General features: G+C 46.3%; 7 protein-coding genes. 1 reads left to right on the top strand and 6 read right to left on the bottom strand.

Translation table 11 applies throughout. The features are described 5' to 3' along the window. The coding region (locus VIP81_RS32440; protein ID WP_331972047.1) for a hypothetical protein at positions 1 to 1468 on the top strand (1468 nt) is incomplete at its 5' end. 76 nt (positions 1469 to 1544) lie between these two features. On the opposite strand, the gene VIP81_RS32435 is transcribed toward VIP81_RS32440, so the two are convergent. The 6 genes from VIP81_RS32435 to VIP81_RS32410 all read right to left on the bottom strand — a co-directional run bounded on the left by VIP81_RS32435 (position 1545) and on the right by VIP81_RS32410 (position 13795). Beyond that, positions 1545 to 3059 (bottom strand): RagB/SusD family nutrient uptake outer membrane protein, encoded by a 1515-nt coding sequence (locus tag VIP81_RS32435; protein ID WP_331972044.1) that lies wholly within the window; start codon positions 3057 to 3059, stop codon positions 1545 to 1547. Positions 3060 to 3076: 17 nt separating this feature from the next. Next, the gene (locus VIP81_RS32430) at positions 3077 to 6484 is read right to left on the bottom strand and encodes a SusC/RagA family TonB-linked outer membrane protein (RefSeq protein WP_331972041.1); all 3408 of its coding nucleotides are present in this window, start codon (positions 6482 to 6484) and stop codon (positions 3077 to 3079) included. Between the two features lie 36 nt (positions 6485 to 6520). Next, on the bottom strand, positions 6521 to 7708 hold the full coding sequence (locus VIP81_RS32425; RefSeq protein ID WP_331972038.1) for a FecR family protein: 1188 nt from the start codon (positions 7706 to 7708) through the stop codon (positions 6521 to 6523). Between the two features lie 256 nt (positions 7709 to 7964). Further along, on the bottom strand, positions 7965 to 10457 hold the full coding sequence (locus tag VIP81_RS32420; protein ID WP_331972035.1) for a zinc-dependent metalloprotease: 2493 nt from the start codon (positions 10455 to 10457) through the stop codon (positions 7965 to 7967). Positions 10458 to 10620: 163 nt separating this feature from the next. After that, positions 10621 to 13092, bottom strand: coding sequence for a zinc-dependent metalloprotease (locus VIP81_RS32415; RefSeq protein WP_331972032.1), 2472 nt, complete (start codon positions 13090 to 13092; stop codon positions 10621 to 10623). A gap of 55 nt (positions 13093 to 13147) precedes the next feature. Further along, positions 13148 to 13795, bottom strand: a complete 648-nt coding sequence (locus tag VIP81_RS32410) for a hypothetical protein (protein WP_331972029.1) — start codon at positions 13793 to 13795, stop codon at positions 13148 to 13150. Positions 13796 to 13938: the final 143 nt, after the last annotated feature.

Raw genomic sequence — 13938 nt, 5'->3', positions numbered from 1 at the left:
AATCCGCCCATGGAATGTCAGGAACAACCGACCGCACGAGTTTGAGATCAATTACTCCTTCATCGCCGCCAGCAACAACAACGACCGCTGGCAACAAACGGCTTTTAATTCCATCGCCGATCCTGCACAAAATAAGTTGTTCGATCGTCGCTATAATAACAGCAGCAACGATACCAAACAACACCTGCAGACGAAATTAGGTAATTTTTCTCCCTGGCTTTTGGGATATAAATTTTCCCGCCTGGGCATACAGCTGGAAAATAACCTGGATGTAAATACACATCAGGAAAAAAACAACGTAAAAGATAAAGACCCGTTGAAAGACAATTATGTATTGAATTCCTATTTAACGAATGATAGCAGGTACACTACCATAGATGAGCGACCTTCCTTGAATTTTAGCCGGTCTTTTAATAAAGGATTGGCGAACCGGTATTCCAAATTTCTAAATATAAATTTTAACACGCAGGCGCAGTTTTATCAGCTGCAAAACCATTCGGATAAGGCGTTTCAAAATCTTGGTCGCAGTTACCTGAAATTTATACCTACCGCCGGCATCAGCTACCAGAATTATCAGTATGGGGAATTCAGCGATAATTATAGCCTGAATTTCGCTGTTACCAATGATTATCCGTCTATCGGGCAACTGGCGCCACTGGTGGATAGCTCGAATCTGTATTATATACAAAACGGAAATATTTCGCTGAAACCTGCGAGCAGAAAAGTGATCACATTTAGCATGACTCACTACTCAATGGGTACCAACAGGGATTTTTATTATAATGTGGGTATTAGTGCCGGCATCGTTGATAATAGTTTTGCAGATAGCAGCATGACGGATAAAGAGGGGCGCAGTAGTCATTACACCGTGAATGCAGACGGCAATAAATATTTGAGTGTATCTGGTAACCTGAACAAAGCATTTAAGTTTAACCAGCATCGGCTGCAGGTGAATGTGAATGGCTTTGTTAACTTTAGCAGCACGCCTAATAGTATTGGTGGCGTATGGAATACCTCGGATAATATTAACAGCAACAATAATCTCTACCTTTATTATTCTTACAAAGATATTTTCAATACCAGCTTTAATCAGGGTTTTATCTGGTATAAGTCAAAGCAAACGGGAATTGAAGGCAATAGCCTCAGCAATCGCACTAATGTGACTGCTTTCAGTGGCAATGTTAATTGCACGAAGCGACTCAGCGTTAGCAGCAATATCAACTTTAACCACACCTCTTCCACCGGTGCAGGCAAGATTGATTATACGATCTGGAATGCCAGTGCAGCGTATCGTTTTATGAAGGATAATAATTTCGAGTTGAAGTTATCGGCGCTGGACTTGTTGCACCAGAATACGAGCATTATCAATTATGGATATAATAACGTATTGACGTATGGGACGGTGAATGTGCTGCAACAGTATTTTATGGCCACGGTGTCGTGGTTTCCGCGGAAGTTTGGGAAGTGATGAAAACGGAAAGCAAAAAGCAGAAAGCAAAAAGCCGATCGCCTTTTGCTTTCTGCTTTTTGCTTTCCGTTTTCAATTACCAGAAATAACCCGGATTCTGCGTGAGTGCCGGATCATTTTTTATTTCATCCGGAGGAACAAACAACAGCAGTTTATCATCTGTCCAGGGTTGTTTTTCCGCGATAGCGCCGAGTACCTGTGCTGCTTTGCCGCTGCGTTTCAGATCGAACCAGCGATGGCCCCATTCTGCGAACAGTTCTATTTGCCGTTCGTGTGCGATGGCATCCAGCATGTCCTGTTGGGAAGCTGCTTTGGTATCGTGTAATCCGGCTCTGGAGCGGAGTAAGTTAATATCTGCCGCTGCACCACCTATATCATTTAGCTGGGCGCGGGCTTCTGCACGGATAAGGTATTGTTCTGCCAGCCGCATCACGGTATAGTAGGGAGGAGCATCTTGTCCATCTGCGGTGAGCCTTACGTACTTGCGTACAAAACGGTACTCTACGCCATTCCAGGGGGCTGCTGCAGGCGTGTGCATACTATCGGTCCATTTATCTTTTCGCTGGTCACCGGGTTCAAAGGCGTTGACCAGGTGATCGCTCATGATATAAAATGGGATAACCATATACGAAAAAGTAACAAATTGATCCGGGTCAAGAAACATCTCCTGCGTTGCCTGATCCAGCATTGATAAACTCAGTTGCGGCGTGAGCGCTATGGTTTCCGGCATGTAAGTCGCCACACCATTTCCGCTGAATTTCAATTGCCAGATCGATTCACGGCTGCTGGCGCCAAAAGTTTCCGCCAGAGAGGTCAAACCAAATTGGCCACTGTTGATCACGATATCTGCCTGTTCTGCGGCTTCTTTCCATTTTTTCTGATACAGGTAATGTCTGGCCAGCAGGGCGATAGCGGCATATTTATTCGGCCGCACTTTTGTTCCCTTTGTAACGGAAAAGTTGTCTGGTAATAACTGGATGGCCGCGTTCAGGTCATCTGTGATCTGTTGATTTACTTTGTCCAGTGGCTGCCGCTTCTGCGTGGCTTCTGCTACCGGGCTGGCAGAAAGGGGCAGTGGTATTTCGCCGTAGAGGTTTGTCAGATAAAAGAAACAGAAAGCTCTTGCAAACCGGCTTTCACCATTTAACTGGCGTTTTACACTATCCGTCATAGCCAGTGAAGTGGAAGCTGCCACACCTGCCAAAACGGAATTGGCGGAGTACACCGCTTTATAGGCAGTTACCCAGAATGGCGCCGGCGCCAATATATTATCCAGGAGCAGTTTATTCGTATAGAACTGATAATCCAACGGATTAGAAGCACCCGCATAAGGAAACAGTTCATCTGCCATCATGCCACCGTAAACGGTCATGGAGCCACTGCTGAAGGATGGACTACCACCGTTGGACATCAACGTATAATAGATAGCTGCCAGTGCGGAATTTGCTTTGACAGGATCATTGAATACGGTCGTTGTACTAACCGTATCTATGGGCGGATCAATTTCTATCAGCTTCTTACAGGCAGTTGCAGAGAGCAATACCATCAGTAATAAGCCGTGTATTATTTTTTTATTATTAAGATATAACATGAGTACTACTATTTGCTTTAAAAAGAAACATTACAACCTAACGTCACCGTACGCAGAGAAGGTATCATCCCTGACAGGTCCGGATCTATACTGGCTTTATAGTTGGTCAGCAGTAACAGGTTGTCGGCGCTGAGGTTGAACGTTAATCCCTGCATATGTGCTTTGATGGCTTTAGCAGTGGGAAGGCTCCAGGATAAGCGTAAGCTGTTTAGGCGTAATACATTGGTCATGGTATAATTCCGGTCTGAACCGATAAAGCGGAATGTTTCCTGAGTGGTCACCGCACTGAGTGGCGGTAGCAAAGCCTGGTTATTATCAGGTGTCCAGCGGTTGTTGTATTGCCAGGAGGAGATGTTTTGGTTAGTGCTTCCGGAATGATTGTATCCAATTTGCTGGTAGCCCCTTTTAAAGCTAAAGGAAGGATTAATGCTCCAGTTTTTGTAGCGGAAGGCGGTAGAGAAACCACCACTGAAGACAGGGTTCATGTCCAAAAATATGCTTCTGTCATCATTGCCGGTACCAGGAGCTACACTGGGATTGTTATTGATTTGTCCGTCCTGGTTAACATCCAGGTAATTCCCCTTTCCGGTTTTTGGATCTACGCCCAGGTAGTGAAACAACGCCTGGTTATTTAAAGAGGCCCCTACTCTGTAGATGATGGCATATGGCGATAATGCCAGTCCCGGATAAGAGAGCAGTTTATTACGCTGAATATTAAAATTCAAACTCACGTTCCAGCTGATATCTTTAGTCTGCATCACCATGGTATTCGCCATAAAATCCCATCCTGAATTCTGCACATTGGCTACAGAGTTGGCGGTGATGGTATTAAAGCCGGTAAACAACGGCAACGGATATCCTATCAGCTGATTATTGCAGCGGTTCTGGTACCAGTCAGTGGTAAAGTTGAGTTTATCCCAGAAACTGAATTCCAGACCCACTTCCAGTTGCTTGTTGGTTTGCCAGTGAAACTGATCATTCGCGGCCAGGGTTTCCATTAAAGGCACTACGCCGTTGTAGTCGGAAATAACGGGAACGCCCGTACCGTTTGCTATCAGGTAGGCCCACTGGGAAAGGAATTGATAATCTCCCACACCGTCACTGCCGGTTAAGCCATAGCTGCTACGCAGTTTCAGAAAGGTGAGTGCTTTAGGCAAAAAGGCTTTGGCCCACGCTTCTTCACTGATGATCCATCCGGCACCGGCTGACCAGAAGTTACCGAACTGCTTGCCTGCGCCAAATCTGCTGCTGCCATCTCTTCTTCCGCTTAAGTTAAACAGATACTTATCCGACAGGGTATAGTTGATGCCCGTAAACGCACCGATATATTTATATTGGCCGCTTTTATTACTGGCATGTACTATAGGAGCAGCAGCAATCGCATTGATCATTTCATCTGACAGGTAGTTGAGTCCATCGATAAAGGTAGACTTCGTAGTATTCGACTGATAGGTTCCTCCCACCAATACACTCAGGATACCATTGCCCAACGATTTATTCCAGTTCAGCTGTGGTTCTATGCTTAGGTTGCTTACGTCGGTAGTACCCATGGAGTTGGTTCCAAAGGGTTTGCTGGTACCATTTGGATCCATGGATGCTACCGGATTGATACGTCCTCCTTTGTTGCTGGACATATTATAGCCTATCTGTGTGGAAATTTCCAATCCTTTTGCCAGGGTATACCCGATATTAAAACCGGCATTGATACGGTTGGTGTTGGAGCTGGTGCTTGTCTTTAAGCCCGCGAAAGGAAAATTTGTTATACCTGCTTTTTTATAGGCTGCATAATTCAGGTTACCCAGGCTATCCAATGCATCCGGCGCGTTGGGGGCAAGGGTTGACAATTGGGTCAGCGAGCCCAATCCTTTATTGGAAGAGTTCAGATAGAATACGCTGATACCCGTTTTTAGTTTGTTGTCAGCACTGTGGTTATCCAGTTTCAGCAAAACACTGGCAGACTGGGTATTAGCATTGGAGGGTGTGATATCTGTTTGTTTGGTATAGTTGGCAGAAATCAGGTAAGCACTATGCTGGGTCCCGCCGGAAAGTTGGGGATTGACACTGGTATACAAACCGGTACCTCCATACATATATTTTTGCCAGTCGGTATACCGGGTGGTATCTGCTATCATGATCTCCGGTGCATATCCAGGGTTGCCGGATACTTTTGACGGTGTCAGGCCGGCATTGGCATAGGCTTCTTTGCGCATGGCCACGTAGTCGCTGGTATTCAGGAAAGGCTGGTATCGGATCGCGTTTTTTACGCCCTGGTTCAGTGAAAGCGAAAATTTACTGGTCCCCGGCTTTGCCTTTTTGGTAGTAATGAGGATCACACCATTGGCACCGCGGCTACCATAAATGGCGGTGGCGCCAGCGTCTTTGAGTACTTCTATCGACTCAATATCATTGGGACTCAAACCAAAGATAGGGCTCTGACCCATGCCCATCGACTGGTCCAGACCCAGGGAAATAATGCTTGCATTGGGACTGTTTTCAGCGAACTTGGGCTTGGGGGTGAGATCCATAACCGTTTGGGGTACCCCATCTATAATATATAATGGTTCTGAAGAGATGAATTTGTTGATGGAATTTCTACCACGTACTTCTATCTTTATGGGTGATATCGGTGAGGCGTTATCCCTGGTAATCTGCAAACCGGGTACCCTGCCTTCGAGTGCCAGTAGAGGATTTTGAACAGGAAGATCCTGCAGGTCCTTGCCACTGACAGTAACAATATTACTGGTATTGAAACGTTTGCTGGTAGTGCCGTAAGCCTTTACCACTACCTGATCCAGCACATTGTTGGAAGCCTTTAGAAAGATGGCTATGACAGGTTCTGTAATGACGTGATGGTATTTTTCATATCCTACATAGCTGACAATGATGTCTTCTCCCAGTAAAACTCCCTTCAGCTCAAATTCTCCTTTTTCGTTGGTGAGCGTGGTTCTTTTTGTGAACGAAGAAGAGACGGAGGCATTTTGAAGTGGAACTGCATTGACGTCTGTATACAATTTTCCTTTCACCGTAATACTCAAAGTATCCTTTTCGGCAGTTATATTTTCCGCGCGGGCAGGTTTGGGCGCGGTATTTACCGATACTACCTTATTCGTGACTTCATAACGGAAAGGCGTATGTTCAAATATCTGCTGCAAGGCCGTATTCACTTCCGTATTTTTTAATTCCACCGAGACTTTTTGTTCGGTATCCCGCAGGTCTTTGGAATAAACAAAGTAGTAGCCGGTTTGTCGCTCTACTTCTTTGCATACTTTTTCCAGTGGTGTTTTGTTGACCGATAAGGTAACCCGCTGTGCAAACAGGGGGGCCGGCATCAGGACGGCCAGGAATAAATAGCGATGCATTCGCCGCATGGCTGTTCTTTTTACAATGCTTTTGCATTGCAGTGATAAATCGTTAAACTTTCGCATGTAACTAGACGCTGTTTAGATTATTGGTTGGTAGCTTCAGGGCGCTACGGTGACCGTTTTCCCTGAAATACTAAAATTGACCCACCCGGTAGATTCCAATACTTTTAATACTTCTGACAATTTCATGTTGCGGGGAATTTTCCCTACAAACTTTTGTTTAATAGTGCCGTTATAAATCACCTCCACATCATACCACCGTGCTATTTGTCGCATGATATCTGTGATGTCGGCATCCTGCAGGGAAAAGAGTCCTTCCTTCCAGGCGAGAATGCCTGGAAGATCTGCTGTTTGAAGCGTGATCTGCTGCTGCCGGTCATATACCAATGCCTGCTGTCCGGGCTGTAGTACCGCCTGACTGGCGGCGTCCACTACTTTTACTTTACCGTCTACCAGTGTGGTAGCATTGGCTGCTTCATCGGTATAGGTATTGATGTTAAAGCGGGTACCGAGGACTTCTACCTCCATTGCCCGGTTGCCCATGACTTTCACATGAAAATGTTTACCAGCATCCGGAGCCACTTCAAAATAGGCTTCCCCATTTAGTTCCACCGTTCTCGCGTTGCCTGTAAAGGCAGTGGGATAGCGGAGGGAGGAGGCGGCATTTAACCATACCTGCGTACCATCAGGTAATACTACCTGGTACTGTCCACCTTTTGGCGTACTGATTTTATTATAGGCAATGCCGGCATGATCTGCTGCATTCACCGACTGATAGCTTACGGCGCCGGATTCATTTTTTAAGATGAGGGCATTGTGTTGCCGGGCCAGTTCTCCTTTGCCGACGCTGTCTAATTCAATGATACTGCCGTCGCCCAGTTCCAGCGTGGCCTTGTTAGTACCAGGCAGCGCATCACTTTTATAACGGGCCGCCATCGGCAGGCGGGCATCCATCTGAATGTTTTGATGAGGACGCAGCCAATACATCCCGGAGCCTATCAGTAATGCGACAGCCGCCGCGGCTACGCAATACCGGCGAAGGGCAACAGGTGATCTTTTTACCGTCGTCATCCGGATGCGTGTCCATACTTCGTTTAATGCAGTACTTTCGTCTATACGATACATTGCGTGCAATGCCCTTTCTATGGCCGGCCAATCGGTGACTTCCTCATAAAATTTCCGGCGCTCTGCCGGCTGCTCTGCCAGCCACTGCGCTAATGCAGCGGCTTCTGATTCATTTAATATTCCCTGTAACCGGCGCAAAAGCAAGCCTGCTATAGTTTGCATGGTATCAATACTATGTTGATCTTGTGCTGATATCGGTGTTGGCAAGACTAACTTTTTTCCGTTTCCCTGTTGTTAATGGCATGGCTGTTGTTCACCGCCCTGCAAATTACTTATTAAAACACGCAGGGGAAACTTTTGAACTATCCATTTTCAAAAAAAATATTTTCCATGAAAAAGCCCCGTAGGTGTAAACCTGCAGGGCTTTATACGTCATAGGTAATTTTTCTGGATAGTTAGTGCTTATGAGAAATCGTTATTATATTTTTTTTGCAAGCAATTGAATTTTTTCATTCATCGCTACCAGGTGAGCCTTGGTGGCTGCATCTGTGGCGCGTGGAATCGCTTTCTTAATCATCGCAGCGATGCTTTTGATATCAGCATTGGCAATGGAAGACGCTTCAGACTCACTCACTTCCGGTTTAATATCCCGGGTAATTTTATACAGCGCGCCGAGATAGTTTTGCTGCATGTTGCGGTGGTAAGCATCAATTTTTACAGTACCATTGTTCAGATCAGACCAGATTCCCTGATGCAACAGGGACATGTATTCCATGATGCCCAGTGTTTTATCCGGACCAAAGCGGCGCTCCAGCATCATGATGTAATTAATCCTTTTCACATCCAGCATGGAGTTTACGGTATTGGTCTGCATAATATCTACAGGAGAAATATCTGCCGGATTAGCCACCTGGTCTCTGATCACCGGATCTATTAACCAGGTAGGAGTATTGAACAGTTCATCGTTGAAAAACTTAACCGCCGCTACCTGTTTGGCTTTGGGTACTACGGCATAAGCTGGCAGGTCATCATTATCGCCTCGAACGGTATAATTCACCGCCGCGATATTTTTTACCACATGTACCATGTAGCGGTGATATTGCAGCATCACGTTTTCATACATGCTTTTTAATGCCTCGCGCTGACCGTCTTCTACATAAGTCCATGTTTTCAGGTTAGCCATCACACGTTTCAGGTTTTTGATACCGTAAATACCTGCTTTGGCGGCATCATCTCCCAGATCTTCTGTCTGACAACGCGGATCGATCTGACGGCTTTCACCATCACCAAACCAGAGGCGGTTATTGGCTGCCAGGCGGGTGGTGACCAGCTTATTCATGATTTTTTTATCTTCTTCAGCGGTTTTAGCACCAGTTATTTTATACCCAAATTCAATCGCCCATTTATCGTATTCACCAATACGTGGGAACAACAATTCTTCCGGGATATGGTCTTCCGGTTGTGCTACATAGTTAAAGCGGGCATAGTCCATGATACTGGCGGTATGGCCGTGCTGGCGCAGGTAGTTGATGTTACGGAGACTGTCTACCGGTGTCTGGCTGCTGCTGCCGAAGTTATGACGTAAGCCAAGCGTATGGCCTACTTCATGACTGGAAACAAAGCGGATCAGTTGTCCCATCAGTTCTTCATCAAATTTGGCTTTGCGTGCTTTCTCGTCGTTAGGAGAAGCCTGCACCATGTACCAGTCGTGTAAGATTTGCATCACATTGTGATACCAGCCAATATGTGTTTGTATAATTTCTCCGCTGCGGGGATCGTGTATATTCGGTCCGTAGGCATTGCTAATTTCTGAAGCGAAATAGTTGATAAAGGAGTAACGTACATCTTCCATGTGCATGGAGGTATCGTTTTCCGGCCATTCTTTTGCAACAATCGCATTTTTAAATCCTGCTTGTTCGAAGGCGGTCTGCCAGTCTTTCACACCCATGATCAGGTACTTGCGCCATTGTTTGGGCGTAGCAGGATCTATATACAGCACAATTGGTTTTGCCGGTTCTACCAGTTCACCATTCATATAACGCTGCAGGTCTTCCGGTTTAGGCTCGAGTCTCCAGCGGTTAAGAAACTCGCGGGTTTCGATTTTCTGTTGTGCATCGCCGTATTGAACATAGTAGTCTGCAAAGTAACCTACACGTTGATCTACCAATCTCAGTTGCATGGGCTTTTCCGGCAGGGCAATGAAAGAGGTATTTGTTTCCATGGTAGCCGGGCGTGCAGGAACGCCTGCTGATGTGAAAGTGGGAGGTATCGCTTTTGTGGTACCATTTTTTGTAATGTCAATTTCCACATTTTCAGGTAAAGCGAGGATGGACTGTACTTCCAGCTCCTTCATCGCTTTCACATCCAGGGCACGCTTTAAGATAGGGTGACCTTCGGCGGAGTTCACAAAACTGTTGGGATCGCGCAGGAATTTGCTCATATCAATCACATAGCTGGCGGAATCTTTGCCATATGCTTTGATAGGGAAGGAGGCGATGATGGGATTCACGTTAGACGCAGTCACCGCGCGGTAAATAGCGTTGGTAGAATCGGCACCACTCTGCACCAGGGTTAAACGTACCCGGATGGTTTCATTGGGCCCTTTCTCAAAGATCACCGTGTTGTTATCCAGCTCTTCGCCCGGATAGGCGTTAGTACCACCGGGTGCCTTTTTGATGCGGTTTACTACGAGGATATCCCTGCCCAGCATTTTATCACTGATCTCAAAGAAGATGCTGTCCATCTCTTTAGTACTATGTACCGTAAAGAGTCCTTTCTGCGTAACCAGGTTTTTCGTGATCACACTGCTGTAAGGCTTGATACCATTTTTACCAGGTACCACAGCCGGTTTTGCAGCCACAGTGGGCGTTGCAACAGTCGTTTTCTTTGTCTTTTTGTTTCCACCCTTGAACACGGCACAGGAAGCCATTACTGTAACAAGCGGAATATAAACGTAGTAGTAGCGTTTCATTAGTGAGAACTAAATGATTTTTGATAATATAATAATTGGGGACATCGTACGCCGGATGCGGGAGTAATAATTTGTGTGCAGATTAGAACACGCTTTATCACCTATTGAACTAGTGGTGAGCACGATTTTTCTGAATCTTTTTTCATGCGATGTGCGCATCACATTAATTGGTAATAGCCGACAAGCGTTCGATACGATCCTGCAGGTCTGTCAAATGCGCTTTGGTGATCGCATCTGTTGCCAGTGGCAGGGCTTTCCGGATCATGGCCGTCACTACTTTTATTTCTGCAGTAGCAACGGTGGCCATTTCTGATACACTAATCGTCCGTTCGTTGCTGGTCGTGAGTGCGAAAAGAGAGCCTATGTAAGCCTTTTGCATATTGCGGTGATAGGCATCTATGTTTCCTTTGCCGTTGCTCAGATCTGACCAGATTTCTTTCCGAATCAGGGAGAGCAATTCCGGCACCGGTACTGTTTTCTCCGGGCCAAAGCGTTTCGTGAGATCGAGCAGGCGCATGATTCTTATCGGACTCAGGGCAAGGCTCACGGCTCTGATCTGCATATCTTCTATATAATTCCTGGTATACGGGAGTTGAAATTTATTCAGCATATCCGGTGCTACCAGCCACATAGGGGTTTTAAATAATTCATCGGAAAGGAAGTTAACCGCCGCTATTTGTTTTTCCTTGTCTACCGGAACATAAGATGGTGTGTCATTGGCATCCAGTCCTGTCGTGTAGTAAACGCCGCCAACAATGTTTGCCACCTGCGACACGTATCTCATATACTGCGAGATGACAGCCTCATACATCTGGTACATATTTTTACGGGACCAACCTTCTTCTATTGTCCAGTCACCCAAATGTGCCACTACCACTTTTAGGTTTTTCATGCCCAGGGTATTGGCTTTAACGGCATCATCTCCGAGGTCTTCCACCTGACAACGGGGATCTCCAAAGCGGCTTTCTCCATCGCCAAACCAGAGTTGGTTGTTCTCCGCCAGACGGCGGGTGATCAGGTCACTCATTATTTTTTTATCGGCTTCCGGAGTAGTCGCGTTGTTGAGTTTATATCCCCACTCAATGGCCCATTTGTCGTAAGCGTTGATACGTGGAAACAGGAGTTCTTCCGGAATATGGTCTTCTGGTTGCGCTACAAAGTTAAAGCGGGCATAGTCCATAATACTGGCGGTGTGACCGTTTTTGCGCAGGTAGGTAATGCTACGGAGACTATCTACCGGTGTTTGGCTGCTGCTACCGAAGTTATGGCGTAATCCAAGCGTATGGCCTACTTCATGACTGGAAACAAAACGGATCAGCTGCCCCATTAATTCTTCATCGAATGTAGCTACACGTGCTTTTGGATCGTTCGGTCCGGCCTGCACCATGTACCAGTCGTGCAGCAGGTTTACGATGTTGTGATACCAGCATATATTTGTTTGCAGGATTTCACCGGAGCGGGGATCGTGTACGTTAGGGCCGTAAGCATTGCTGATATCTGAAGGCAGATATTTAAGCACAGAATAACGTACATCTTCTATGTTCATTGACGTATCATTTTCCGGCCATTCTTTTGCCGAGATCGCGTTTTTAAATCCCGCGTGTTCAAAAGCTGCCTGCCAGTCGTTGATGCCCATGATCAGGTATTTCCGCCATTGTTTCGGCGTAGCCGGATCAATGTAAATGAGAATGGGTTTTGCCGGTTCTACCAGTTCTCCGCGGTCATAACGTTCGCGGTCTTCCGGCTTAGGTTCCAGTCTCCAGCGGTTAATGAATGCCCGGTTTTTTACTTCCTGTTGTTTGTCGCTGAATTCCACATAGGCATCTGAAAAATAGCCTACGCGTTCATCTGCAAATCTTTTTTGCATAGGCACGTCGGGCAATGCGATGAAGGACGTATTGGTTTCCAGCGTGGCCGGTACCGGTGTTTTACTGTACATGGTTGTTGTAGCCATACCATTTTTGCTGATGGCGATTTCCACATTGGAAGGATAAGCACGGATAGCGGTTACTTCATGTTCCTTCATCGTTTTCACGGTCAGGAACTTATTGATCTCACTGCTCTCTGCATCATTCACAAAGCTGTTCGGATCTTTTAACAACGCCGTCATATCTACTACATAACTGGCGCTATCCTTTCCATAGGCGCGGATAGGCAGTACCGCCATCACCGGGTCTGTATTGGCGTCTTTTACCGCACGGGCAATCACGTTGGTAGAATCGGCCAGCGCAAGGCGATAATGATTCTTCAAGAGGATAGTTTCATTCGCACCTTTTTCGAAAAAGATGGTCATGTTGGCCAGCTCTTCACCCGCATAGACTTTCATGCCTGCACCGATTTTGCGGATACGGTTGATCGTCAGTATTTCTTTGCCCAGCAGCTGCTTGTTGATTTCAAAATATACGGTATCCTGGTCTTGGGTACTGTGTACCGTAAAAAGCCCGGGATGCGTCAGCATCTCTTTTGTAATCACCGTACTATATTCCTTCACCCCGTTTTTCCCGGGCGTAAAGGCTGGTTTAGCGGCAGCCCCGGCGGCGGCAGGCGCCTTCTTTTTATTCTTTTTGTTTCCACCGGATAATACGGCACATGATGATAGTGCGACTACCAGTGGAATATAAGCATAGCGATTCATCACTGAATAAAAGTTGATTAGGTCATAAATATTCGGGGAATCCGTTCTGGATGGTTTACTGGAAACAGTTGCCCACCGGGCCATCTGTAAGCAATGGTCTGGTATAAGGACGGCTAACCGGGAGGAGTTGTATTGTGCTGTCGCTTATCAGGGATTGGTCGGCAGGCAGCATGCCCGGTACTGTTTCAATGACCCTTAAATAATTGGCAACGCGTGTGGTGGCAGCATCATCCCATAGCAATACCACCGGAAAGGCCATGCTGGCACTACTCACCAGGAAGCTGGCTTTTTGGGTATGCACGCCACCGCCGCGCAGATCCAGCATAATGCCGGTATTTCTGGTCGCCCACTGATCAATCAGGGTGGTCGCCAATAAGCGATAATTGTCTATCAAATCCGCTACCCGTGCATCACTGCTGGAATCGGGCAATGACAGGAAAATGAATTTCCGGTTGCTTCCAGCTACCGGGAGCTCCAGGTATTGTGTGGCAAATGGGAAGGCGGTTTGTGTAATTCCAGTTGGAACCTGCTCTATCTCTTCTCCAAGGTCGAAGATGTGATTGTCCGGTAACATGCTCCTGGGGGCCATTTCCCGGCCACCGGGCGCTTCGTTGCGGGCATTGGAACAACCATAAAGCAGGGTACCCAATACGAATGCCCATACTCCATTCTGCAGATAATTATTTTTTCTAAGCAGCATCATAAATTTGGCTATGAAATAATCTATATACCTGGTAAAACACGTAAGGGGAAGAAATGAACTAGTGAGAGAAGAAAAAAATGTGGAATAGTTAAAACAGGGGACTCATCTTTTAAAATATAATCGTGAAAATCAGTGTAATCAGT

This window comes from Chitinophaga sp., assembly GCF_036566945.1.
Classification (GTDB): Bacteria; Bacteroidota; Bacteroidia; order Chitinophagales; family Chitinophagaceae; genus Chitinophaga.
The sequence above is the reverse complement of the archived record's forward strand: the minus strand, read 5'-3'. Positions and strand labels throughout refer to the sequence as shown.

Coding starts and splice junctions, on each gene's coding strand:
- VIP81_RS32420 (WP_331972035.1), bottom strand. CDS start 10,457: ATGAAACGCTACTACTACGTTTATATTCCGCTTGTTACAGTAATGGCT.
- VIP81_RS32425 (WP_331972038.1), bottom strand. CDS start 7,708: ATGCAAACTATAGCAGGCTTGCTTTTGCGCCGGTTACAGGGAATATTA.
- VIP81_RS32430 (WP_331972041.1), bottom strand. CDS start 6,484: ATGCGAAAGTTTAACGATTTATCACTGCAATGCAAAAGCATTGTAAAA.
- VIP81_RS32435 (WP_331972044.1), bottom strand. CDS start 3,059: ATGTTATATCTTAATAATAAAAAAATAATACACGGCTTATTACTGATG.
- VIP81_RS32410 (WP_331972029.1), bottom strand. CDS start 13,795: ATGATGCTGCTTAGAAAAAATAATTATCTGCAGAATGGAGTATGGGCA.
- VIP81_RS32415 (WP_331972032.1), bottom strand. CDS start 13,092: ATGAATCGCTATGCTTATATTCCACTGGTAGTCGCACTATCATCATGT.